Origin of the sequence: Actinomycetospora termitidis (assembly GCF_030286555.1) — a bacterium.
In the GTDB taxonomy this organism is placed as follows: Bacteria; Actinomycetota; Actinomycetes; order Mycobacteriales; family Pseudonocardiaceae; genus Actinomycetospora; species Actinomycetospora termitidis.
The window spans coordinates 1,068,439-1,091,054 of sequence record NZ_JASVWF010000002.1 but is presented as its reverse complement, the minus strand read 5'-3'; the positions used below and the strand labels follow the sequence as shown (position 1 = coordinate 1,091,054).

Annotated in this window: 23 protein-coding genes; 6 read left to right on the top strand and 17 right to left on the bottom strand. The window is 74.5% G+C overall.

The genetic code is table 11. From position 1 onward, the window contains the following. Positions 1 to 58 precede the first annotated feature (58 nt). Genes QRT03_RS13265 through nadA form a run of 6 tightly spaced genes read right to left on the bottom strand, consistent with a single transcriptional unit; the run spans position 59 to position 6,100 of the window. Positions 59 to 994 carry a GH12 family glycosyl hydrolase domain-containing protein gene (locus QRT03_RS13265; protein ID WP_286053300.1) on the bottom strand — a complete coding sequence of 312 codons (936 nt, stop codon included), beginning with the start codon at positions 992 to 994 and terminating at the stop codon, positions 59 to 61. A gap of 10 nt (positions 995 to 1,004) precedes the next feature. Next, on the bottom strand, positions 1,005 to 2,111 hold the full coding sequence (locus tag QRT03_RS13260; RefSeq protein ID WP_286053299.1) for an NAD(P)/FAD-dependent oxidoreductase: 1,107 nt from the start codon (positions 2,109 to 2,111) through the stop codon (positions 1,005 to 1,007). Further along, on the bottom strand, positions 2,108 to 2,581 hold the full coding sequence (locus tag QRT03_RS13255; protein ID WP_286053298.1) for an NUDIX hydrolase: 474 nt from the start codon (positions 2,579 to 2,581) through the stop codon (positions 2,108 to 2,110). The genes QRT03_RS13260 and QRT03_RS13255 overlap by 4 nt, the downstream gene beginning before the upstream one ends. Then, on the bottom strand, positions 2,578 to 3,450 hold the full coding sequence (gene nadC, locus QRT03_RS13250) for a carboxylating nicotinate-nucleotide diphosphorylase (RefSeq protein ID WP_286053297.1): 873 nt from the start codon (positions 3,448 to 3,450) through the stop codon (positions 2,578 to 2,580). Before nadC ends, QRT03_RS13255 begins: the two co-directional genes overlap by 4 nt. Beyond that, positions 3,447 to 5,066, bottom strand: a complete 1,620-nt coding sequence (gene nadB / locus QRT03_RS13245; RefSeq protein ID WP_286053296.1) for an L-aspartate oxidase — start codon at positions 5,064 to 5,066, stop codon at positions 3,447 to 3,449. Before nadB ends, nadC begins: the two co-directional genes overlap by 4 nt. Next, positions 5,063 to 6,100 carry a quinolinate synthase NadA gene (gene nadA, locus QRT03_RS13240; RefSeq protein WP_286053295.1) on the bottom strand — a complete coding sequence of 346 codons (1,038 nt, stop codon included), beginning with the start codon at positions 6,098 to 6,100 and terminating at the stop codon, positions 5,063 to 5,065. The genes nadB and nadA overlap by 4 nt, the downstream gene beginning before the upstream one ends. A gap of 187 nt (positions 6,101 to 6,287) precedes the next feature. On the opposite strand from nadA, the gene QRT03_RS13235 reads away from it, so the two are divergent. Further along, positions 6,288 to 6,983: an NUDIX hydrolase gene (locus QRT03_RS13235; protein WP_425604828.1), complete on the top strand. Its 696-nt coding sequence runs from the start codon at positions 6,288 to 6,290 to the stop codon at positions 6,981 to 6,983. Positions 6,984 to 7,033: 50 nt separating this feature from the next. Then, a complete protein-coding gene (locus tag QRT03_RS13230; protein ID WP_286053294.1) occupies positions 7,034 to 7,807 on the top strand; it encodes an LON peptidase substrate-binding domain-containing protein in 774 nt (257 codons plus the stop codon). On the opposite strand, the gene QRT03_RS13225 is transcribed toward QRT03_RS13230, so the two are convergent. From QRT03_RS13225 to QRT03_RS13185, 9 genes are all read right to left on the bottom strand, one after another. Continuing rightward, positions 7,804 to 8,442 carry a DUF2567 domain-containing protein gene (locus tag QRT03_RS13225; RefSeq protein WP_286053292.1) on the bottom strand — a complete coding sequence of 213 codons (639 nt, stop codon included), beginning with the start codon at positions 8,440 to 8,442 and terminating at the stop codon, positions 7,804 to 7,806. The genes QRT03_RS13230 and QRT03_RS13225 overlap by 4 nt on opposite strands. Continuing rightward, complete coding sequence (gene bsaP, locus QRT03_RS13220) at positions 8,439 to 8,648, bottom strand: biotin synthase auxiliary protein BsaP (RefSeq protein ID WP_286053291.1); 210 nt, start codon at positions 8,646 to 8,648, stop codon at positions 8,439 to 8,441. The genes QRT03_RS13225 and bsaP overlap by 4 nt, the downstream gene beginning before the upstream one ends. Continuing rightward, entirely contained in the window at positions 8,645 to 9,682 is a 1,038-nt protein-coding gene (gene bioB, locus QRT03_RS13215) for a biotin synthase BioB (RefSeq protein ID WP_286053290.1), read from the bottom strand. The genes bsaP and bioB overlap by 4 nt, the downstream gene beginning before the upstream one ends. Positions 9,683 to 9,692: 10 nt before the next feature. Further along, complete coding sequence (gene bioD, locus QRT03_RS13210; RefSeq protein ID WP_286053289.1) at positions 9,693 to 10,415, bottom strand: dethiobiotin synthase; 723 nt, start codon at positions 10,413 to 10,415, stop codon at positions 9,693 to 9,695. A 41-nt stretch (positions 10,416 to 10,456) separates the two neighbouring features. Continuing rightward, positions 10,457 to 11,161, bottom strand: a complete 705-nt coding sequence (locus tag QRT03_RS13205) for a UPF0158 family protein (protein ID WP_286053288.1) — start codon at positions 11,159 to 11,161, stop codon at positions 10,457 to 10,459. Positions 11,162 to 11,439: 278 nt separating this feature from the next. Continuing rightward, positions 11,440 to 11,643, bottom strand: a complete 204-nt coding sequence (locus QRT03_RS13200) for a hypothetical protein (RefSeq protein WP_286053287.1) — start codon at positions 11,641 to 11,643, stop codon at positions 11,440 to 11,442. A gap of 35 nt (positions 11,644 to 11,678) precedes the next feature. After that, positions 11,679 to 12,872 carry an 8-amino-7-oxononanoate synthase gene (locus QRT03_RS13195; protein ID WP_286053286.1) on the bottom strand — a complete coding sequence of 398 codons (1,194 nt, stop codon included), beginning with the start codon at positions 12,870 to 12,872 and terminating at the stop codon, positions 11,679 to 11,681. A gap of 103 nt (positions 12,873 to 12,975) precedes the next feature. Next, the gene (locus QRT03_RS13190) at positions 12,976 to 15,354 is read right to left on the bottom strand and encodes a solute carrier family 23 protein (RefSeq protein ID WP_286053285.1); all 2,379 of its coding nucleotides are present in this window, start codon (positions 15,352 to 15,354) and stop codon (positions 12,976 to 12,978) included. A gap of 483 nt (positions 15,355 to 15,837) precedes the next feature. Continuing rightward, positions 15,838 to 17,109 carry an adenosylmethionine--8-amino-7-oxononanoate transaminase gene (locus QRT03_RS13185; RefSeq protein WP_286053284.1) on the bottom strand — a complete coding sequence of 424 codons (1,272 nt, stop codon included), beginning with the start codon at positions 17,107 to 17,109 and terminating at the stop codon, positions 15,838 to 15,840. 35 nt (positions 17,110 to 17,144) lie between these two features. Between QRT03_RS13185 and QRT03_RS13180 the strand changes: the two genes are divergently transcribed. Beyond that, entirely contained in the window at positions 17,145 to 17,984 is an 840-nt protein-coding gene (locus QRT03_RS13180) for a PaaX family transcriptional regulator (RefSeq protein WP_286053283.1), read from the top strand. Positions 17,985 to 18,010: 26 nt separating this feature from the next. Here QRT03_RS13180 and QRT03_RS13175 read toward each other — a convergent pair whose 3' ends face one another. Both QRT03_RS13175 and QRT03_RS13170 read right to left on the bottom strand, forming a co-directional pair. Then, the gene (locus QRT03_RS13175; RefSeq protein ID WP_286053281.1) at positions 18,011 to 18,844 is read right to left on the bottom strand and encodes an amidohydrolase family protein; all 834 of its coding nucleotides are present in this window, start codon (positions 18,842 to 18,844) and stop codon (positions 18,011 to 18,013) included. Positions 18,845 to 18,854: 10 nt separating this feature from the next. Then, the gene (locus tag QRT03_RS13170) at positions 18,855 to 19,670 is read right to left on the bottom strand and encodes a class II aldolase/adducin family protein (protein ID WP_286053280.1); all 816 of its coding nucleotides are present in this window, start codon (positions 19,668 to 19,670) and stop codon (positions 18,855 to 18,857) included. Between the two features lie 50 nt (positions 19,671 to 19,720). On the opposite strand from QRT03_RS13170, the gene QRT03_RS13165 reads away from it, so the two are divergent. From QRT03_RS13165 to QRT03_RS13155, 3 genes are read left to right on the top strand one after another with little or no spacing between them, the layout of a single operon-like run. After that, a complete protein-coding gene (locus tag QRT03_RS13165) occupies positions 19,721 to 20,755 on the top strand; it encodes an LLM class flavin-dependent oxidoreductase (protein ID WP_286053279.1) in 1,035 nt (344 codons plus the stop codon). A 7-nt stretch (positions 20,756 to 20,762) separates the two neighbouring features. Then, positions 20,763 to 21,800: an LLM class flavin-dependent oxidoreductase gene (locus tag QRT03_RS13160; RefSeq protein WP_286053278.1), complete on the top strand. Its 1,038-nt coding sequence runs from the start codon at positions 20,763 to 20,765 to the stop codon at positions 21,798 to 21,800. Further along, positions 21,797 to 22,591, top strand: coding sequence for a crotonase/enoyl-CoA hydratase family protein (locus QRT03_RS13155; RefSeq protein ID WP_286053277.1), 795 nt, complete (start codon positions 21,797 to 21,799; stop codon positions 22,589 to 22,591). Before QRT03_RS13160 ends, QRT03_RS13155 begins: the two co-directional genes overlap by 4 nt. Positions 22,592 to 22,616: the final 25 nt, after the last annotated feature.

The window sequence follows — 22,616 nt, the reverse complement described above, 5'->3', positions numbered from 1 at the left end:
GTGACGTCAGTCGTTCGAGCAGTCGGTGGGGACGTGAACACCCACACGAGTGACAGGATCAGGCCCCGTTGCGGGTGGCGTTGAAGGCGTCCGTGGACAGACCGGAGCCGCCGACCCACGGCTCGAAGCCCGCCTGGAGGTTGGTGAGGTACCAGGACGGCTGCACGACGCCCTGGCGCTGCGCGTCGCGCACGAAGTCGGTGATCGGCAGGTCGATCACCTGCCGCACGGACTGCTTGCGGACGTAGGAGATGACCGGCACCCCGTTGTTCTCGCCGGTCCAGACGTCCCAGTCGGCCCCGCCCAGGTCCACCGATCCGCGCTTCGAGCCGATCGGGTCGATGCCGCCGGCGCGGATCGTCCAGATCATCAGCTCGGCGCCGGTGTTGTCGCCGTCGCGGCGCGGGGTCGGGTCGAGCCAGATGTCGTAGGCGGCGTTGTAGCGGCCGCGGTCGGGGACGCTGACCGCCCAGCTGGAGCGGACGTCCCCGAGGTCGGACAGCGGCCGGGGGAACGGCGTCCCGCGTGTGCAGGTCCCGTGGTTGCAGCCCCAGACGATGCTCGGGTAGGCGGCGGGCCCGGAGTCCTTGGCGTGGTTCGCCTGCACGCTGAAGCCGGTGTCGAAGGCGGTGGTGCACTGCGGTGTCTCCGCGCCCCACGCGTTGTTCTGCACCTCGAACCGGCCACCCGCGACGGGGGCGGAGCGGAACTTCTCGCAGATCCGCGGGCCGTTCCGGCTCCCGATCGCCGACAGCGGCGCGAGCACCTTCGGGACGACCGGGACCGCGCTGGGCAGCGCGGGGAGCGGGGCCGGCAGCGGCGCGGCGCCGGCCACGTTCTGCGCCTCACCCGGAGCGACCGTGATCGGCGGGACGGTCTCCTGGGGGCCCGCGCACGCCGTGAGGAGGGCGAGGAGCACGACGGCGGCAGCCACGACCAGGCGCCGATGGCGACCACGCAGCGGAGCGGAGCTGGCCCCTCGGGACTGACCCATACGGGGGAGGCTAGAGGAGCCGCTCCGGGGCGTACGCGGCGGCCTCGACACCGTGTCGTCGCAGGTCGCCGGGGATGGATCGCTCGAGCAGCACGGCCGCGGCGAGGGCCGCCGCTGCGGGTGCGGTCTCGATGCCGGACCCGCCCTGCCCGGCCACGACGGCGAGCCCAGGGGCCCGCGTGCCGACGACGAGCGTCCGGTCGGGAGCGAAGGTCCGCTGCCCCGCCCAGCTGATGACCACCGAGCGGATGCCGAGCGTGGTGACGGCGTTGACCCGTTCGATCGCGAGGGCGACGTCGAGCTCGTCCGCGCGGGCGTCCCCGGGCTCCTGCGGGGTCTCCTCGGAGGGACTGACCAGGAGGTACTGCCCCTCCGGCTTCGCGTACCAGGTCTCGCCGACCCCGACGGCGAACGGGTCGTCCGCCCGGACCTCCGCCCGCACGATCGCGATCGTGCGGCGCATCGCCCGAAGCCCCAGGGGTGGCGCCCCGGCGAGCGCGAGCAGCCGGTCGGTCCAGGCACCTGCGGCGAGGACGACGAGGTCGGTGTCGAGGCCGTCGTCGGGGAGGTCGAGGTGCCACCCGGTCGCCGTCGTCGTCATCCCGACGACGGGTGCGGACGTGCGGATCTCCCCGCCCGCGGCCCGGAAGCGTTGCCGGTAGTGCTGGTGGAGGCCGATCGGGTCGGCGTCGTGGGCGTCCTCGACGACGCCCGCGCCCAGCACCACGTCCGGCCGGAGGGCCGGCCACCGGCGGACGGCCTCGGCCGGCGAGAGCTCCGTGACCTCCGCGAGCGCGAGGAGATCGGAGCGCAGCACCCGCTCCTCGTCCGGCGTCGTCGCGACGTGCAGCACCGGCCGCGGCCGCAGGAAGGGGTGGCCCGCCTCGTCGGCGAGTCGGTCGAAGCGGTCGCGGCTGGCGGCGACCAGCGCCCGCATCGGCCTGGAGCCGTGCCCAGGGATGTAGCTCGCCGCGGAGCGGCCGGTGGTGTGGTGGGCGAGCTCGCGCTCGGCCTCGAGCAGGACCGGCTGCTCGACGCCGAGCGCGGCCAGCTCCGCCGCCACCGACATGCCGGCGATCCCGCCGCCGACGATCACGGCGCCGGCCGTGGTGGTCACCGGGACAGCTCCCGGGCCGCGGGGACGTACGCGCGCCAGTCCACCGTCGACGGCAGGTGGAGGTCCGGCAGGTCGGCGACCGGGTGCCACTGCGCGAGCCCGGTCGTGTCCCGCTCCGCATCGCTCAGGTTGGCCGCGCTCGGCTGCCCCGGGTGGACCAGGACTCGGTAGTAGAGCATCACGGACTGGACGCAGTCGTCGTCGAACCGGAAGTACGAGGACGCGGCGCCGACCAGGACGGGGTCGTACCCGTCCAGGTCGGTCTCCTCCTTCAGCTCGCGCAACAGCCCCGCCTCCAGCGACTCGCCGAACTCGATCCCGCCGCCCGGCAGGTCCACGCCGTCCAGATAGGGCAGCAGGAGGATCTCCTCGGCCCGCAGGACGATCGCGTAGGCACTCGGGCGCCAGCGCAGCTCGTCCGGGCGCGTCCGTCGGAGGGCCCCGCGCTCGTCCGGGACCGGGATCGTCACGCGCGCAGGTCCAACCCCAGGTCCAGCGCCGGGGACGAGTGGGTCAACCCGCCGACCGCCAGGAAGTCGACGCCGGCGGCCCCGTAGGCCGCGGCGGTGTCGATCGTCAGCCCGCCGCTGGCCTCCAGCCCGGTCGACGGGGCCGCCGCGTCCCGTCGGCGGACCGCCTCGACGCAGTCGGCCGCGGAGAAGTTGTCCAGCAGGATCAGCTCCAGGCCGAGCCCCAGGGCCTCGTCGAGCTGGTCGAACGAGTCGACCTCCAGCTCGCAGGACAGTTCCGGGGCGGCCGTCCGCGCCGCGTGCACCGCGGCGGACACCGACCCGGCGGCGGCGACGTGGTTGTCCTTGATCAGCAGCGCGTCGCCCAGGGACATCCGGTGGTTGACCCCGCCCCCGCAGCGCACCGCGTACTTCTGCAGCGCCCGCAGCCCGGGGACGGTCTTGCGGGTGTCCCGGATGCGGGCTCGCGTGCCGGCCACGGCGTCCACCCACGCGCTCGTGGCGGTGGCGACCCCGGAGAGCTGGCACAGCAGGTTCAGTGCCGTGCGCTCGGCGGTGAGCAGGGTCGACAGGGGCGCCCGCACGGCGAGCGCGACCTCCCCGGGCGCGAGCCGCGACCCGTCGTCGAGCGCGGAGAGGACCTCCAGCTCCGGACCGCACACCTTCTCCAGCACCCGCACCGCGACGCCGACGCCCGCCAGCGTGCCCGAGGGCCGCGTCCGGAACTCCCCCACCGCGACCGTCCCGGCCGGAACGCACGCGGCCGTCGTCCGGTCGGGCCCGTCGCGGAGGTCCTCGTCGAGGGCGCGGTCGACGACGGCGTCGATCTCGGTGGCGTCGAGGCCGTCGGGGAGGAGAACGGCGGTCATGCGGCACCTCCGAGTGCGAGGTCGAGCGTGGCGAGCACCAGGTGGTCGTCGACGAGGGTCACCGCGGTCGAGGCGCCCTGCCACCGGTCGTCGCGGCGCGGGAAGTCCGACCGCAGGTGGCACCCGCGGGACTCGGTCCGTGACCCCGCGGCGGCCAGCACCGCGGCGGCGGCCAGGGTGAGGGCGGCGTCCTCGACGGCGTCCCGGGTGTCCAGCGCCCGGACCACCGTCGACGCCTCGACGAGGTCGGAGGTCGCGGCGAGTCCGGCCGCGTCGCGCCCGACCGCGGCGCCCCGGCTCATCGCCCGCTGCAGCACCGTCCGGTCCGCCGCCGGGGCCTTCCCGACGACGGGTGTGGCCGGCTCGGTGACGACCCGCGGCCCCGCGAGCGCCGTGGCGACGTCCGCCCCGGCCCGCCGGCCCACGACGAGGCCCTCGAGCAGGCTGTTCGACGCCAGCCGGTTCGCCCCGTGCAGGCCGGTGCGGGCGACCTCACCGGCCGCCCACAGGCCCGGCACCCCGGTCCGGCCCGTCGTGTCGGTGACGACGCCGCCGCACGCGTAGTGCTGCGCCGGGCGGACCGGGATCGGCTCCCGGGCCAGGTCGACCCCGATCGCGTCGCAGGAGGCGGCCACCGTCGGGAAGCGCCGCCGGACGTCGGGCACCCCGCTGGCGTCGAGGAGGACGTGCGGGGCCCCGGTGCGGGCGAGCACCGCGGTGATGGCGCCCGCGACGACGTCGCGCGGGGCGAGGTCGCCCCGCGGGTCGACGTCGTCCATGACGCCCCGGCCGGAGAGCTCGACGAGGTGCGCCCCCTCCCCGCGCAGGGCCTCCGTCACGAGCGGCGCCCGCCCGACGAGCCCGGGGACGAAGAGTGCGGTCGGGTGGAACTGCACGAACTCGACGTCGGCCAGCGCCGCCCCGGCACGCAGGGCGAGCGACCAGCCGTCCGCGGTGGCCACGGCCGGGTTGGTGGTCGTCTCGTAGAGCCCGCCGATGCCGCCGGTCGCGAGCAGGACCGCCGGGGCGGCCACGACACCGAGGCGCCCGGCGTCGTCGACCACCTCGAGCCCGCCGACCCGTCCGCGGTCCCGGCACACGGCCACGGCCGTGTGGTGCGCGAGCACCGTCACCTCGCCGGGCAGCGCGGCGAGCAGGGCCCGCTCGACCTCCGCGCCGGTCGCGTCGCCGCCGGCGTGGATCACCCGGGTGGTGCCGTGCCCGCCCTCGCGGGTCCGGGCGAGCCGGACCCCGGACGCGTCGAACAGCGCGCCGCGCGAGCGCAGGTCGCTCACCGCGTCCCGGCCCGCGCCGAGGATGTCGGCGGTCGCGGCCGCGTCGACCAGCCCGCCGCCCGCCGTCAGCGTGTCCGCGACGTGCGCGTCGACGGTGTCCCCGGCGATGTCACCCAGCACGACGGCGATGCCGCCCTGCGCCCAGCGGGTGGACCCCTCGGCGGGCACGTCCTTGGTCACGACGACGACCCGCAGGCCGCGCCGCGACGCCTCCGACGCCGCCGAGAGCCCGGCGACCCCGGACCCGACGACGACGAGGTCGGCGGCCGCACCCCACACCGATGGTCCGGCTCCGCTCCGCTCCGCGTCCGGGGTGCTCACTCCCCACCCCCGGGCTGCCCGATCTCGATCATCCGCTGCACGGACGCACGGGCCCGCTCCGCTGTGGCGGGGTCGACGAGGACCTCGTCGCGCCCCTCCTGCAGCGACCGCAGCAGCGCCCCCGGCGTGATCATCTTCATGTAGCCGCAGGCCGCGCGCTCGTTCACCGGGCGGAAGTCGACCGCCGGGTTGGCGCGGCGGAGCTGGTGGAGCATGCCGACCTCGGTCGCGACGAGCACGGAGGACTTCGTGGTGTTCTTCGCGGCGTCCAGCATCCCGCCGGTCGAGAGGATGTGGACCTGCTCGGCGGGCACCGCGCCCTCGCCGGCCAGGTAGAGCGCCGAGGTGGCGCACCCGCACTCGGGGTGGACGAACAGGTCGGCGTCCGGGTCGGCCTGGGCGCGCGCGGTGAGCTCCGCGCCGTTGATACCTGCGTGGACGTGGCACTCGCCGGCCCAGACGTGGAGGTTCGTCCGGCCGGTCTCGCGGCGGACGTGCGCCCCGAGGAACTGGTCGGGCAGGAACACGACCTCGCGGTCGGCCGGGATCGAGACCACCACCTCGACCGCGTTCGACGACGTGCAGCAGACGTCGGTCTCGGCCTTCACGGCCGCCGTCGTGTTGACGTAGCTGACGACGACCGCGCCCGGGTGCTCGGCCTTCCACTCGCGCAGCTCGTCGGCGGTGATCGAGTCCGCGAGCGAGCAGCCGGCACGGGCGTCGGGGATGAGCACCGTCTTCTCCGGCGCGAGGATCTTCGCGGTCTCGGCCATGAAGTGGACGCCGCAGAACACGATCGTCGAGGCGTCGGACGCGGCCGCGATCCGGGAGAGCGCGAGCGAGTCGCCGGTGTGGTCGGCGACGTCCTGGATCTCCGGACGCTGGTAGTTGTGCGCGAGCACGACGGCGTCGCGGGCACGGGCCAGTTCCCGGACCTGCGCGGCCCAGGCCTCGACGTCGGCCTCGTCGGACAGCGAGCGGGGCTCGACGAGGTCCGTGGGCGGCTGGTGCGCGGCGAGATCGGTGACGGTCATGACCGGTGGTCCTCCCCCGGGGTCGCCCCCTCCCCGTCGTCGGGAAGGGCCCGGAACAGTGGTCGAGGTTTTCGCCTGTTGGTCGAAAACACCGCCGACCGTACGCGGCGTGCCGTCCGGGCGCCAGCACCGGTGTCCGTGACCACGGTCGCCGGAGCACCCGTCACCGACCGCTACCGTGAGTGGCGTGGAGGCCGAGGGCCTGATCGCCCACGACGTGCTGGCCGTCGTGCTGCGGATGTCGCCCAGCTCCCCCGAGGTGCTGCTCTGGCGACGCGCGCGCGAGCCGCACGAGGGCCGGTGGGCGCTCCCGGGCGGGCGGCTCGGCGCGACCGAGGACGTCGAGGTGTCGGTGCGCCGGCACCTGGCGGAGAAGGTCGACCTGGCCGAGGTCGCGCACGTCGAGCAGCTGTCGGTGTTCTCCGACCCGCACCGCGGCCCGGCCCCGCGCCGCGTCGCGACCGCGTTCCTCGGGTTGGTGCCCAGCGACGCCGACCCCGCGGTCCCGGACGACACGGCCTGGCACCCGGTGGACGCCCTGCCGGAGACGGCGTTCGACCACGGCGAGATCACGCGGGTCGGCCTGGACCGGCTGCGGGCCAAGCTCTCCTACACCAACATCGGCTTCGCCCTGGCCCCCGAGGTCTTCTCGATCTCGGAACTGCGCGGGCTCTACACGGCCGCGCTGGGCCACCGGGTGTCCGCGACCAACCTGCAGCGGGTGCTCACCCGGCGCGGCGTCCTGGTACCGACCGGCACCACCGCCGCTCCCGGTCCGTCCGGCGGCCGGCCCGCCGCCCTGTTCCGCTTCTCCGAGCACCGGCTGCGCGTGACCGACCCGTTCGCGACGCTGCGCCCGCCGGACGCGACCCGCGACTGCTGACGGTCCGGGCCGGTCCGCTCACCCGGCGACGGGGACGGTTCGGCCGTAGCGTGGTCGCTGTGCCCGAGACGTTGCCCCTCTTCCCGCTGGGCACCGTCCTGCTGCCCGGGGCACCGCTCCCGCTGCACATCTTCGAGCCGCGCTACCGGCAGATGACGATCGACCTGGTGACCGGCGCGTTCCCCGGCAAGCAGTTCGGCGTCGTCGCGGTCCGTGAGGGCTGGGGTCCCGACGACGGGATGGACGGGCTCCACGAGGTCGGCTGCTCCGCCGCGCTGCGCGAGGTCCGGCGCCTGCCCGACGGCCGCTTCGACATGCTCACCCAGGGCGACCGGCGGTTCCGGCTGCTCGACATCGACGCGACCGCCTCGCCGTACCTCACCGCGACCGTCGAGTGGGTGCCCGACCTCGAGGGCGACGACCCGGCCGATCTGGAGCCGCTCGAGCGGGCTGCGCGTGCCGCGCACCGGCGCTACTGCAGCACCGCGTGGACCTATCGCCGCGAGGCCGACCGCGACGCGGCGCTCGCGGAGGGCACCGAGGACGACCTCGACGGGGTCGACGACGTCGACGAGGAGGCCGCCGCGGCGCCGCCGGTCTCGACCGAGGACACCGACGTCGACGTCACCGTGCTGCCGCACGTGCTCGCCGCGGACTGCCTGCTCCCGCTCGCGGACCGTCAGGAACTGCTCGAGCAGACCTGCCCGAAGGCGCGCCTGGAGCTGGTCTCGCACGCGATGAGCCGCGAGGCGACGCTGCTCGGGCGGCTGGGCGCGGTGTGGGCGCCGACCGCGAAGTTCGCCGTCCCCTCCAGCGACAACTAGGGGGCCGGCTCCGGTCCGGGGCCCTCCGGACGGCACATGTCGTCCTCGCCCAGGGCGATGGCGCAGAGCAGGTAGGCGAGGACCGCACCGACACCCGCCGCGAGCACCGTCCAGAAGGAGCCGATGGTGGGCGGGACCGTGGAGAGCGTGGCCGGGATCGGTGCGCCGCCGGCCGCGCTGCCGGACGCCTCCGCGCGGTCGAGCAGCACGCCGATCGGGTGCCGGTCGGTGAGCGGGCCGGCCAGGCGGGTCCCGACGAAGGCCGCGACCCAGCCCCCGGCCGTCGTCGCCACCCCGATGCCGAGGAGCGTCACCGGGCCCCGCCGCGTGACGCGCCGCCACGCGAGGACCCCGACGACCACGCCGTAGGCGGCCGCGAGGAGGAAGAAGATCGCGGTGGCGTCGAAGACGTGGTCGGACTCCGCCGCGAGCGGGGAACTGGCCCCGGACGCCGTCGTGACGGTGGCCTGACCGGGGGCGACGAGCGCCCAGATCAGTCCGAGGACGACCCCGGACAGGGCGACCGCCACCATCGCCACGAGGGTCGGTCGGAGGTCGCCGAGCAGCTCCTCCCGCGCCAGGACACCCCGTGGCTCCTCGCGGACGAACTCGTCGACGGCCGGGTCGGGCGTCACCGCTGGGCGGCGTTCGTGGTCTCGCCGTGCCGACTGCAGCGCGCCGTCCAGCCCATGGGGTCGACCTGCACCACCATCCGGCGCCCGCACTCCGGGCAGTAGCGCGGCGGGTCGATCAGCGACAGGCGCGCCCGGCAGTGCTCGTGGTCGCCGGACGCGGCCTCGCCGCCGCAGAAGGAGCAGAACGTGCCCACGGTCGTCGTCACAGGGTGTCGTTCAGGGCCTTGATCGGCATCTTCAGCGTGTCGAGCATCTCGAGGTCCTGCTCGGCCGGGCGCCCCAGGTTCGTCAGGTAGTTCCCGACGATGATCGCGTTGATCCCGCCGAGCATGCCCTGCTCCGCGCCGAGGTCCCCGAGGGTCAGCTCCCGGCCGCCGGCGAAGCGCAGCACGGTCTTCGGCATCGCCAGCCGGAACGCCGCGATCGTCATCAACGCGTCCGGGCCCTGCGGCACCTCCAGGTGCGCGAACGGGGTGCCCGGGTTCGGGATCAGGAAGTTCATCGGGACCTCGTCGGGCTCGAGCTCCGCGAGCTGCACGGCGAACTCCGCGCGCTGCTCGAGGGTCTCCCCCATCCCCACGATGCCGCCGCAGCAGACCTCCATGCCCGCGGCCCGCACCATCTGCAGGGTCTCCCAGCGCTCCTCCCAGGTGTGGGTCGTGACGACCTCCGGGAAGTGGCTGCGCGCGGTCTCCAGGTTGTGGTTGTAGCGGTGCACGCCCATCGCGGCGAGCCGGTCGACCTGGTCCTGGGTCAGCATCCCCAGCGAGCAGGCGACGTTGATGTCGACCTCGGCGCGGATCGCCGCGACCCCGACCCGGATCTGCTCCATGAGCTTCTCGTCCGGTCCCCGGACGGCGGCGACGATGCAGAACTCCGTCGCCCCGGTCTTCGCGGTCTGCTTCGCCGCCTCGACCAGCCGGTCTTTGTCCAGCCACGCCGCGCGCACCGGGGAGTCGAACAGCCCCGACTGGGAGCAGAAGTGGCAGTCCTCCGGGCAGCCGCCGGTCTTCAGGCTGACGATGCCCTCGACCTCGATGTCCGGCCCGCACCAGCGCATGCGCACGTCGTGGGCCAGCGCGAGGGCCTCGGTGAGCCGCTCCGCGGGCAGGCGAAGCACCTCCAGGACCTGCGCCTCGGACAGGCCCTCCCCGCGCTCGAGGACCTGCTCCCGGGCGACGGCGAGGATGTCGCCCTCTCCCGTGGTGCCGGTGGCGGTCTCGGTGCTCGCCGTCGTCACGCGGTCGCTCCTATGCGTCGGGGGTCGAACCGTCCGGAGTCTGCCTCACGTCCGACGGCTCGATCCACTGCCCACCCAGGACGGGATGCAGGCCACACCGGGCGGCGGCCTCGAGGTCGTCGGGCGCGCTCCGGCCGAGGTCCGCCGGCAGGACGCCGAGCAGGGGTCGGCCGGTCACGCGCGGCAGGTCGGCGAGGTTGGTGCGTTCGGCGAGGTCGGGGTGCTCCGGGTAGGCGCCGACGACGGTGCCCAGCAGGTCGCGGCGTCGGCTCGCGAGGGCCTCGGCGGTCAGCGCGGCGGTGTTCAGCACGCCCAGACCCGCCGTGGCGACGAGCAGCACGGGGAGGTCGAGGTCGGCGAGGGTCTCGCCGTCGTCGTTCAGCCGGACCAGGAGGCCGCCGGCGCCCTCGACGAGGACGAGGTCGGCGTCGTCGATCCCGGCGAGGGCCTTCTCGACGTCTGCGACGTGCAGCGGTGGGAGCCCGGAGCGCCGCGCCGCGGTGGCCGGCGCGAGCGGCTCGGGGTACCGGGCGAGCTCGAGGGTCCGCACGCGGTGCCCGGTCAGCCGCTCGACGTCGGCGAGGTCCCCCGGCTCCCCCGGCGCGATCCCGGTCTGCGCGGGCTTCACGACGACGACCCGGTCCCCGGCCGCCGCCGCGAGCGCGGCCACGGCCGCCGTCACGACCGTCTTGCCCACGTCCGTGCCGGTGCCGGTGATGATCATCGTGCGCACGGGGCGAGCCTAGGCGCCGGGTGCTCCTGTCGCGGCTCGTGTCAGGAGCCCCGACGTGGACTCACCGCGTACCCGGCATCGGCGAGCCAGGCCCGGGCCCGGCCGCGTTGCCGCTCGTCGGAGAAGCCGTACCAGCGGGTGAGGTCCGCCTCGCTCCGAGCCAGGACGTCCTTGAAGCGGCGGAAGGCACCCCGGCCCTCGATCGCGATCTCCAGCCGGTCGCGCCGTCCGGGGTCGTCGAGGGTGTCGATGAAGTCCTGCATGTCACGGTAGGAGGCGCGGGACCCGAGACACGGGACCTCCAGCCACTCCCGCTCCTCGCCGTCCTCGTCCCCGTCGTTCGCCTGGTCCGTCAGGAAGTCGTCGAAGATCGGCCACACCTCACCGGTGTCGAGGTCGATCCGCCCACCCGGGCTCGTGGGGTCTCCCTCGAGGACGTCGGTGAGCTGCTCGAGGTCGATCGGGAGGGGACGGAGCATCGGGGACGGCCCCCGACCGAGACGTGCGTCGAGCTGATCGGCGAGCTCGGCGTCGCCGTCACGATCCCGCTCGCGCAGCATCTCGACCCACCGGCCGGCCAGATCCGCCGCGCCGTCGACACGCTGCACGAGGGCCAGGAGCAGCCCGTCGCCGCCGATCTGCAGGTACTCCCTCGGGTCGAGGCGGCCGAGAACGGAGACCACCGTCTCTCCGTCCCCGCGGTACGTGGCACCCCTCAGCGCGGGACGCGGGTCCTCGTCGTCCATGCGGGCGAGTGTGTCGTCCCGGTCCCCGCGTGCGGGAGGGGGCGCCGGGCTCGTCGTGAGCGAAGATCTCATTCGACGGAGCGGACCGATCGGTCCCCGCCCCACTTCGCGCGCCGGAACGAGATCTTGTGGCACTGGTCTCGAGCGAAGGGGCCCTTCGCTCGATAGAGCCGCCGATGGGCGCCCACGACCAGGTCGGCGCCGCGCTGGCGATGGGCGCCCCTGGCCCATCTATTCGACGGAAGGGGCCCTTCGCTCAAAGCGGGACGGGGTCGGCGCTACAGCCAGTTCCGTACGCGCACGGCGTTCGGGTCCCGGGCCGGCTGCTCGGCGGCCTCGACGTCGGGGCGCGGGGTCCCGTCGACGTCGTGCACGGCGCCACAGCAGCGGCAGCGCAGGTAGTCGGAGGCCTCGGCCAGCGGGCGACGGCAGCGGCCACAGTGCCAGAGCCGGAACGCCTGGGGGCTGTCCGTGACGGTCACGACGATCTCCTCCACATCGATTCAGAAGGGCCTTCTCAGGATGCCACCCCAGGCACGGCGCCGCTGCTCCGGGACCCACCCACGATCGGTCCGAGCACGTCGTGCAGGACCCGGTCGACGAGCGCGAGGTCGTCGGCCGTCAGATCGGCCCGGGCGGTGAGCCGCAACCGCGACGTGCCCTCGGGCACCGACGGCGGGCGGAAGCAGCCGGCGCGCAGTCCGGCGGCCGCGCAGGCGTCCCGGGCGGCCACGGCGAGGTCCGGCTCCCCGAGGACGACGGGCACCATGGCCGCCGTCGGGTCCGCCACCCCGAGGCCGGGTGCCGCCGCCCGGGCGGAGGCCGCGACGGCCGCGGCGGCGCGGTGCAGTGCGCCGACCCGGTCCGGCTCGAGCCGGAGCACCTCCAGGGCGGCGAGCGCGGCGCCGACGCAGGCGGGCGCCAGACCGGTGTCGAAGATGAACGACCGGGCCGCGTCGACCAGGTGCGCGATCACCGTCGGCGACCCGAGCACCGCCCCGCCCTGCGATCCCAGGGACTTCGACAGGGTCACCGTCGTGACGACGTCCGGCTCCCCCGCGAGGCCGGCCTCCGCCACGAGCCCGGCACCGCCCGGCCCCCGCACCCCGAGCCCGTGCGCGTCGTCGACCAGCAGGATCGCGCCGCGGGCCCGGCACACCGCGTGCAGCTCGGTCAGCGGCGCCAGGCCCCCGTCCACCGAGTCGACGCCGTCGGTGACGACGAGCCGGCGTCCCTCCCCCGCGTCGGCCAGCACCGCGTCGACGTCGGCCGGGCGCGAGCACCGCGTGACGGCCACCCGGGCCCGGGAGAGCCGGGCGGCGTCCACCAGCGAGGCGTGCGCGGCGACGTCGCTGACGACCACCGCACCGCGACCCGACAACGCCGTCACCGCGCCGAGGTTCGCCGTGTAGCCGCTGGAGAACACGAGCGCCGCGGGCGCGCCGACCAGGTCGGCCAGGCTCTCCTCGAGGTCGGCGTGCAGGCGGGTCGAGCCGGTCACCAGCCGCGACCCGGTCGATCCCGCGCCCCACGTCCGCGTGGCCGCCACGGCGCCCTCGACCACGCGGGGGTCGCGGGCCAGGCCGAGGTAGTCGTTGGAGGCGAGGTCGACCAGCGGCTCGACGACGTCGCGCGGGGACAGCACACGGCGCAGGCCCGCCGCACGACGGGCCTCCGCCGTCGTGTCCAGCCAGCCGAGGGGATCGTCCACGGACGGACAGCCTAGGCACCCCACTCGCGCCGACCCGGCGTCGGGAAGGGATGACAGGGAAGCGTCGTCGCCGGCACCGGCGCTTCCCTGCCACGGAGACGGGTCAGCCGCTCACCGGGAACGCGCTGGTCGCCGGTTCCGGCGGCGTCGAGGACGCCCCGGCACCGAGCCGGTCGGTCGAGGCCGGGACGAACCGGTCGCCGTCGAGCACGAACATGCGCGCCGTCGGGATGTCGAAGAACAGGCCCACGAGGCGGACCCGGCCCTCGTCGACCGCGCGGGCGACGCCGGGATGGCGGGCGAGCCGGTCCAGCTGCACGGCGACGTTGACCATGGCGAGCTGGTCGACGTCGCCCCAGCCGCCCGTGCGGGCGTGCTCGCCGACCGGGTGCTTCGCGGTCCAGCGCGTCATGGACTCCGACGCCCCGGCGAGCCAGCGCCCGAGCGAGGTGTCGCCGTCGACCTCCCGGGACACCGCCTGCATCGCCCCGCAGCCGGAGTGGCCGCAGACCACCAGCGTCGGCACGTGCAGCGCGTCCAGGGCGTACTCGACGGTGGCGCCCACCGAGTCGTCGCCCCCGGTGCCCAGCGGGGCGAGGTTGCCGACGTTGCGGACGGTGAACAGGTCGCCCGGGCCCGACGACGTGATGACGTTGGGGACGACCCGCGAGTCGCTGCAGGTGAGGAACCAGGCGTGCGGGGCCTGCCCCTCGGCGAGGTCCGACAGGTACGGCGCGACCAGCCCGGCGGCGCGACGGTGGTACTCGCGCAGCCCGGTGAGGATCGGGTCGGCGTCGTCGGAGTGGGCGTGACCGTCGTGCTCGTGGTGGCCGTGGCCCCAGCCCTCGCCGTAGGTGGCGTCGTGCTGTGCCTGCCACACCGACCACGGCGAGAGGAAGCGCGGGACCGGCCCGGGACGGCGGTCGCCGGGACCGCCGGCGGTCGACTCGCGGCGGGCGACCAGCCCCATCGTCCCGACCTCGTCGACCCGGACGGTGCCGCCCGCGAGCCGGTGGCGCTCCTCCCACTCGGAGAGGTGGTCGTAGGCGGCGTGGTCGAGGTAGTCGGTGACGAGGTCGACGACGACGTCGGCGTCCTCGGGAATCTGGGCGAGGCGGCGCGACAGGCGCGGCACGGAGAGGAAGCACAGCGCGCCCTCGACGACGACGTGCCAGGTGCCGCCCTCGCTCCGGGGCTCCTGCACCTCGATCGACGCCCACACCACGCGACGCAGGACCATCAGCAGCGCGAGCCCCAGGCCGATCAGCACCCCGGTGAGCAGGTCGATGAAGACCACGCCCAGGATCGTCACGACGTAGACCGGCAGCTCGCCGTGCCGGTGCAGCTCCCGCATGTGCGCGACGTTCACGAGCTTCGCGCCGATGTGGACGAGCAGGCCCGCGAGGACCGCCATCGGGATCTGCTCGACGAGGCCGAGCAGGGCGACCGAGAAGACGACGATCCAGACGCCGTGCAGGATCGCGGAGACCCGGCTGCGGGCGCCGGCGGCGGCGTTGGTGGAGCTGCGGACGATGACGCCGGTGATGGGCAGTCCGCCCAGCAGGCCGGAGAGCGTGTTGCCCGCGCCCTGGCCGACGAGCTCGCGGTCGAGGTTCGTCGACGGCGTGCCGGGACGCATCCGCTCGACGGCGACGGCGGAGAGCAGGCTCTCGATCGACGCGATGATCGCCACGGTGAACACTCCGACGACCACCCCGCCGAGGTCGGACGTCGGCAGGATCGGCAGCGCGATCGCGTCGAGCACGGAGCCCCCGACCTCGACCCGCTCGACCGGCAGCGCGAACGCCACGGCCACCGCCGTCAGCGCGACGACCGCGAGGAGCGGCGCCGGGATGCCCTTGACCCACGCGGGCGTCGCCTTCGGCAGTCTCGGCCAGGCGAGCAGGATCGCGATGACGGCGAGCCCGAGCATCGTCGCCGGCCCGTGTGCGGAGAGCAGCTGGCCGGGCAGCGCGAGGACGTTGGCGAGCGCGTCGTCCTGCTGCTCGCCGCCCAGGACGACGTGCAGCTGGCCGAGCACGATCGTCACGCCGATCCCGGCGAGCATCCCGTGCACGACGGCGGGTGAGATCGCGAGCGCGGCCCGGCCGACCTTCGTGAACCCGAAGACGATCTGCAGCAGGCCGGCGGCGACCGTGATCGCGCACGTGACGCCCCAGCCGAAGCGGTTCACCAGGTCGGCCACGATCACCGTGAGACCCGCGGCCGGCCCACTGACCTGCAGCGCCGACCCGCCGAGGGCCCCGGCGACGATGCCGCCCACGGCGGCGGCGATCAGGCCCGCGGTGAGCGGGGCGTCGGAGGCGACCGCGATGCCCAGCGAGAGCGGCACGGCCACGAGGAAGACGACCAGCGAGGCGGGCAGGTCGTAGCGGATGTTCTCGCGCAGGCTCGTCAGAGCCCCCGCGATTCCTGCGGGACCCGACGCCGGTGACGGCGGGGTCGAGGGGGGAGCACTCATGGGTGTGTACGTCCTCCGGACGGATCGTCTCGGCCACGCGTGTCCGTCCAGCGTCCTTGCTGGGGACACCCTGGCCCGGGGCGGTCCGAGCGGTCTGCGTCTCTCGCCGTCGGCATCGACGTCGACAGCGGCAGTCGTCTCGGCTGTCACTGCGTGTGAAGTTGAGAGCCGGTCATCCGGGAGGAACCGGACACGGGCACCTCAGCAGTCTGCCGGTGACCGGTCGCGCGCAATCCGGTTCACCCGCCGTTCACGTGACTCCCGGTACCGGCTACCGACGATCGACACCTCCGGACCCCGCACGGGGTGACCCGGACCGCGCGGATGATCACCGAGGGCGGCGTACGGCCGATCGGCCGCGTGGGCCAGGTCGCACTCCTGCTCCGTTCGGGTGGAAAAGACCTTTACCAACCCCAGGGGTGCGTCAGACCGGACGGTGAGTGTGTGCCGTCATGGCGAGCACACGCGATCCACACACCGCCGTCATCCGTCCGTGGCGGCGGCCACGACGGCCTCGGCGATGCGTGCCACGTCCTCGGGGGCACTGACGAACGGCGGCATCGTGTAGATCAGGTTCCGGAACGGCCGCAGCCACACGCCGTGACGTTCCGCAGCGGCCTGGGCCGCCGGCACGTCGACGTCGTGGTCGAGCTCGACCACCCCGATCGCGCCCAGCACCCGCACGTCCCGCACCCCCGGGAGCTCCCGGGCCGGCGCCAGACCCGCCGTCAGGACCTCCCCGATCGCCTCGACCTCGCCGCGCCAGTCCCGACGGAGCAGCTCGCGCACGCTGGCCAGCGCGACCCGCGAGGCCAGCGGGTTGCCCATGAACGTCGGACCGTGCATCAGTCCCCCGCCGCCGCGTTCGTCGCTGACGGCGGCCGCGACGGCCGTGGTGCACAGGGCCGCGGCCATCGTCAGGTACCCGCCGGTCAGGGCCTTCCCCACGCACATGACGTCGGGGGCGACCCCGGCGTGGTCGGCGGCGAACAGCTCGCCGGTCCGCCCGAAACCGGTGGCGATCTCGTCGAACACGAGCACGAGGTCGTGCCGGTCGGCGATCTCGCGCAGCGCGCGCAGGTGGCGCGGCGAGTGGAAGCGCATGCCGCCCGCACCCTGCACCACGGGTTCGACGACGATGCCGGCGAGCTCGCCGGCGTGCTGCTCCGCGACCGCCGCCAGGTGCTCGTCGAAGGCGGTGTCATGGGGCCCGTCGTACGCCGCGGGCGGTGCGTCCGCGAACACCTGCTGCGGCAGGAAGCCCTGCCAGAGCGAGTGCATCCCGCCGTCGGGATCGCAGACGCTCATCGCGGCGAAGGTGTCGCCGTGGTAGCCGCCGCGCCACGTCATCATCCGCGTGCGTCCCGGGCGGCCGTGGGCGCGCTGGTACTGCAGGCACATCTTGACGGCGACCTCGATCGAGATCGACCCCGAGTCGGCGAGGAACACGTGCTGCAGCGGGGCCGGGGTGATCTCGACGAGCGTGGTCGCGAGCTCGACCGCGGGGTGGTGGGTGAGGCCGCCGAACATGACGTGGCTGACGGCGTCGGCGTGCAGGGCGGCGTCGAGCGCGGGGTGCCGGTAGCCGTGCACGGCCGCCCACCACGAGCTCATCCCGTCGACGAGCTCGCGGCCGTCGGCGAGGGTCAGGCGGACGCCGCGGGCGTCGGTGACCACGAGCGGGTCGGTGCGCCCGGGCATGGGGCCGTACGGGTGCCAGACGTGCTGTCGGTCGAGGTCACGCAGGGTTGACACCGGCGCACGGTAGCTCTCGCCTACGATCACCGGTCATGGCGGCGGGGGCGGGCGAGGCGTTCTCCCGGCGTCGTGAGGTGGCCGCCACCAGCGCCCGTTCGCTGTTGCTGACGGTGCTCGGCGAGTTCGTGCTCCCCGCGGGCGAGCCGGTGTGGACCCAGACGCTGCTCGACGCCCTCGGGGCCGTCGCCGTCGAGGAGAAGTCCGCCCGGCAGGCGCTCGCCCGGACCGCGGCCGACGACGTCGTGTTCTCCGAGCGTTCCGGACGACGGGTCCGGTGGTCGCTGACGTCGTCGGGTCGTCGCCTGCTCTCCGAGGGCGCCGCGCGCATCTACGCCCACGGGACGCGCTCCGAGCCGTGGGACGGGCGCTGGGTCGTGCTCGTCGTCAGCGTCCCGGAGGCCCAACGCGCGCTGCGCCACCAGCTCCGCACCCAGCTCGCCTGGGCCGGCCTGGGCTCCCCGGCACCCGGGGTGTGGGTCTGTCCGGACGCGTCCCGGGTCGCCGAGGCACACCGGGCGCTGACCGACGTGGGGCTCGGCGGGTCCGCGCTCGTCGTGGTCGGCGGCACCCACGGCGGGCTGTCGGACGCCGAGCTGGTGGCCCAGGCCTGGGACCTGCGCGAGCTCGAGGCGCGCTACGCGGAGTTCGTCGACCAGTTCGCCGAGCTGGTGCCGGAGGTGACCGGGGGCGTGCTCGCCGCCCAGGTCCGGCTGGTCGACGCCTGGCGCCGCTTCCCGTTCCTGGACCCGCAGCTGCCCGCGGAGCTGCTGCCGGCCGACTGGGTCGGCGCCCGCGCCGCGGAGGTCTTCCACGCCCGTCACGAGGCGTGGGCCCCGGGCGCGCGGGCGGCGTTCGCGGAGTTGTCGCGGTAGCAGCCCGACCCGTCGTCGGGAACGGGTCAGAGCCCCGGGAACACCCGCGCGGCGTTGCCGCCGAGGAGCGCGTCGGCGAGGTGCTCGGGCAGCCCGAGGTCGCGGACGGCGGCGACGTTGCGCGCCGGGCTCGCGGCCGGGGAGTCCGTGCCGAAGATCGACTTCGCCGCGATGCGCTCCATGCCGAAGGCCGCGTAGTAGGTCGGGAGGCGCTTGGGCGGGAGGCCGGCGAGGTCGAGCCAGACGTTGTCGCGGGTCAGCGCGAGCGAGGCCGCGGCGTCGTAGCTCCAGCCGCGGCCGCCGTGGGCCAGGATGACGACGAGCTCGGGGAAGTCGCGCATCACGTCGTCCATGAGGACGGGGTCGCCGTGCTTGGAGGTCGCGCCGGGGAAGAACGACGGGCCGGTGTGGACGATCACGGGCACGCCCCGCTCGACGCAGCGCGCGTACGCGGGGTAGAGCTCGCGGTCGTTCGGGGCGACGCCGGCGTGGACCGGGTGGATCTTGAGGGCGACGGCGCCGTGGTCGAGCTGGCGGTCGAGCTCGCGGGCCACCGGGTGGTGCACGTGCGGGTTGACGTTCGCGACGATGCGGAAGCGCTGCGGGTCGTGCTCGACGATCGGCAGCACGTCCTCGACCGTCTGCCAGCCCGTGGCCTTGGGGCTGTACTCGCAGAACATCAGCACGCGGTCGACGCCCTCACCGGCGAAGTACTCGCTGACCCGCGCGGGGATCGGCGCGCCGTCGTCGTCGTACATCGCCGCCCACGCCGCAGCGTCGCCCGCGGGCCCGATCCACGTCTCCCACGACACCTTCAGCCGGGCGAGGTGGGCGACGTGGACGTGGGCGTCGACGATCACCGCAGGGACGCTAGTCGAACAGGTCCGGGTCGGTGCGCACGATCTCGTCCCAGATGGGCTGGAAGGAGAACCAGCCGGCGTACTCCGTGCCCGTCTGCTCGGCGGAGAACTTCGCGTTGACGTGGTCGATCTGGGTCGGCGTCCCGGCGGCCTCGGCGAGCAGCTGGGCCTGGCAGTTGCGCTCGGTGTTGATGAACCACCACGCCGCCTCGGCGACCGTCTTCCCCACGCTGAAGATGCCGTGGTTCTGGTGGAACACCATCTTGCGGCCGGTCAGCCCGTTCGCCAGGGCCCGCCCGACCTCCGGGTCCAGCACCACCGCGCCGCGCCCCTCGGAGACCACGCCGTGCTGCTCGTAGAGGGTGCAGGCGTCCTGCGTGATCGGGTCGAGCGGGCGACCGAGCGAGCTCCACGCCTTGCCGTACACCGAGTGCGCGTGCGCAGCCGCGACCACCTCGGGGTGGGCCGCGTGCACCGCGGAGTGGATGACGAAGCCGGCCTGGTTCACCGGCCTGTTCCCGTACACGACCTCGCCCTCGTGGTTGACCGCGATCAGGTCCGAGACCCGGATGTGCCGGAAGCTCATGCCGAACGGGTTCACCCAGAACATGTGCGGGTCCTCGGGGTCGCGGACCGTGATGTGTCCGGCGATCCCCTCCCCGAAGCCGAACCGGCCGAACACCCGGAACGCCCCCGCGAGCTGCTGCTTGCGGTGGAGCCGCTCTTCCTCGACGGTCGAGAACGTCGGCGGCTGCGGCATCGCGAGGCCTCCCTGGGAGGGCATCGCGTCGTCGTGGGCGGGGCGGTCCTGCGTCGGTGCGGCCATCCCCCGACGGTGCGCCGCGTCACGGGCCTGGTCAAGGGATGATCGGGGACATGCCCGCACCCGGCGTCCCGCTCGAGAAGCTCGGATTCCTCACGATCGGCACCTTCTCCCCTGACGAACCACGCGCCGGCCACGAGAGCCTCCTGCAGGAGATCGTGCTCGCCGAGGAGCTCGGGTTCGACTCGGTCTGGCTGCGCCACCGCCACCTGCAGCACGGCGTCTCCTCGCCCGTCACGGTGCTCGCGGCCGCCTCCCAGCGCACCTCGCGGATCGAGTTCGGCACCGCGGTCACGCCCCTGGGCTGGGAGAACCCGCTGCGCTACGCCGAGGACCTCGGCACTCTCGACGTCCTCTCCGGTGGCCGGATGAACCCGGGGCTCTCGGTCGGTCCGCCCGGGCACTTCGACGACGTCAAGGGCTCGCTGTACCCGGACACCGCCGACGTCGAGGACTTCACCTACACCCGCGTCGAGCGCCTGCTGCACCTCCTGCGCGGCGAGCCCGCCAGCTCGTTCTCCGGCACGGAGGGCATCGAGGTCTTCTCCGACCACGTCCAGCCCCACTCCCCCGGCCTGGCCGACCGCGTCTGGTTCGGCGCGGCCAGCGACCGGTCCGCGATCTGGGCCGGCCGGCAGGGCCTCAACCTGCTGACGTCGTCGGTCGTGCGGGTGGGCGAGGGCAGCGACGACACCGAGCCGGACTTCGCCGCGATCCAGTCCGCCACGATCCGGACCTACCGGCAGGCCCTTCCCGACGGTGCCCCGGGGCGGGTCTCGCAGGGGCTCGTCGTCATCCCGACGGACACTGCGACCGACGAGCAGCGCGCGAAGTACGCGGCCTACGTGGAGGGCCGGACGCCCCGGACGTCGTCACCGCAGGGGCCCGGCCGGCTGCTGTTCGCCCGCGACATCCTGGGGACGTCGGCGGAGATCGCGGACGCGCTGTACGCGCACGCGGCCTTCCGCGAGGTGAGCGAGGTGGTCTTCGCGCTGCCGTTCGGGTTCGCCCACGCCGACTACGTCCAGATCCTCACCGACATGGCGACCGCACTCGGTCCTGCCCTCGGGTGGTCCCGCGCGGCATGATCTGCCCATGCCACCTCCCGGTGTCCCCCTGGAGCGCCAGGGGTTCCTGACCCTCGGCACCTACGACGGCGCCGACCCCGCCCCCGGGCACGAGTACCTCCTGCGCGAGATCGTCCTGGGCGAGGAGCTCGGGTTCGACTCGGTGTGGCTGCGGCACCGCCACTTCCAGTCCGGCATCTCCTCGCCGATCGCGATCCTCGCGGCCGCGTCGCAGCGCACCTCGCGCATCGAGTTCGGCACCGCCGTGACGCCGCTGGGCTGGGAGAACCCGCTGCGCTACGCCGAGGACCTCGGGACCGTCGACGTGCTGTCCGGCGGGCGGATGAACCCGGGTCTGTCCGTCGGGCCGCCGATCCACTGGGACGACGTGAAGGCGGGCCTCTACCCGGACACCGCCGACGTCGAGGACCTCTCCTACACCCGCGTGTCCCGCCTGCTCGCCATGCTGCGCGGCGAGCCCGCGAGCTCCTTCTCCGGCGTCGACGGCATCGAGTCGTTCTCCGACTACGTCCAGCCGCAGTCCCCCGGCCTCGCCGACCGGGTCTGGTACGGCGGCGGCAGCCGCCGCTCGGTGCGCTGGGCCGGCGAGCAGGGGCTCGCCATGCTCACCAGCAACGTCATCCAGTCCGAGGGACACGACCTCGGTGACGACGCCTCCCGCGTCTTCGCCGACATCCAGCGCGAGCAGATCGAGCTGTTCCGCTCCGTGCACCCGCTCGGCGCGGCCGCCCGGGTCTCCCAGGGCCTCGTCGTCATCCCCACCGACTCCGCGACCGCCGACCAGCGGTCGCGCTACGCGGCCTACGTCGAGCACCGCACCCCCCGGACCGCGGTCGCGCACGGGCCCCGGGAGATGCTGTTCGCCCGCGACCTGGTGGGCAGCTCCGAGGAGATCGCCGAGGCGCTCTACGCGAACCCGGCGTTCCGCGAGGTGCGCGAGGTGGTGTGGGCGCTGCCGTTCACCTTCGAGCACGACGACTACGTCCAGATCCTCACCGACATGGCCACGAAGCTCGGGCCGGCGCTGGGGTGGTCCCCGCGATGACGATCCTTCCCGACGCCGGGTCGGTGCGGGTCGAGCGCGACGGCCCCGTCACGACCGTCACGATCGACCGCCCGGAGCGGCGCAACGCCGTCGACGGACCGACCGCGCTCGCCCTCGCGGACGCCTTCCGGGCGTTCGAGGCCGACGGTTCCGCGGCCGTGGCGGTGCTGCACGGCGCCGGCGGTGTCTTCTGTGCCGGCGCCGACCTGACCGCCGTCGGTACCGCCTCGGGCAACCGCACCGACCCCGACGGCGACGGGCCGATGGGCCCGACCCGGCTCCGCCTGTCGAAGCCGGTGATCGCGGCCGTCTCGGGGCACGCCGTCGCGGGCGGGCTCGAGCTGGCCCTGTGGTGCGACCTGCGGGTGGCCGACGAGACCGCGGTGTTCGGCGTCTTCTGCCGACGGTGGGGCGTGCCGCTGATCGACGGCGGGACGGTGCGGCTGCCGCGCCTCATCGGGGAGAGCCGAGCCATGGACCTGGTGCTGACGGGCCGGCCGGTCGACGCCGCGGAGGCCTCGGCGATCGGGCTGGCGAACCGGGTCGTGCCGGCCGGCGAGGCGCTGTCCGCGGCGCAGGCCCTCGCCCGGGAGCTCGCGGCGTTCCCGCAGGCGTGCCTCCGCGCGGACCGGGCATCGGTGCTCGGTCAGCAGGGCCTCGACGAGGCGTCCGCGCTGGCCGCGGAGTTCTCCGGCGGACTCGCGGCGCTGATGGCCGAGGGCGTGGCCGGCGCGGCGCGGTTCACCGCGGGCGCGGGCCGGCACGGGAGCTTCTCCGACGATCCGAGCTGATTCGCGAGTGCTACGCCAGGCAGGT

What these genes read in the sequence shown, in the direction of transcription:
- QRT03_RS13265 (WP_286053300.1), bottom strand. Translation starts at nt 994, where the DNA reads ATGGGTCAGTCCCGAGGGGCCAGCTCCGCTCCGCTGCGTGGTCGCCAT.
- nadC (WP_286053297.1), bottom strand. Translation starts at nt 3,450, where the DNA reads ATGACCGCCGTTCTCCTCCCCGACGGCCTCGACGCCACCGAGATCGAC.
- nadA (WP_286053295.1), bottom strand. Translation starts at nt 6,100, where the DNA reads ATGACCGTCACCGATCTCGCCGCGCACCAGCCGCCCACGGACCTCGTC.
- QRT03_RS13205 (WP_286053288.1), bottom strand. Translation starts at nt 11,161, where the DNA reads ATGGACGACGAGGACCCGCGTCCCGCGCTGAGGGGTGCCACGTACCGC.
- QRT03_RS13190 (WP_286053285.1), bottom strand. Translation starts at nt 15,354, where the DNA reads ATGAGTGCTCCCCCCTCGACCCCGCCGTCACCGGCGTCGGGTCCCGCA.
- QRT03_RS13180 (WP_286053283.1), top strand. Translation starts at nt 17,145, where the DNA reads ATGGCGGCGGGGGCGGGCGAGGCGTTCTCCCGGCGTCGTGAGGTGGCC.
- QRT03_RS13170 (WP_286053280.1), bottom strand. Translation starts at nt 19,670, where the DNA reads ATGGCCGCACCGACGCAGGACCGCCCCGCCCACGACGACGCGATGCCC.
- QRT03_RS13165 (WP_286053279.1), top strand. Translation starts at nt 19,721, where the DNA reads ATGCCCGCACCCGGCGTCCCGCTCGAGAAGCTCGGATTCCTCACGATC.
- QRT03_RS13160 (WP_286053278.1), top strand. Translation starts at nt 20,763, where the DNA reads ATGCCACCTCCCGGTGTCCCCCTGGAGCGCCAGGGGTTCCTGACCCTC.
- QRT03_RS13155 (WP_286053277.1), top strand. Translation starts at nt 21,797, where the DNA reads ATGACGATCCTTCCCGACGCCGGGTCGGTGCGGGTCGAGCGCGACGGC.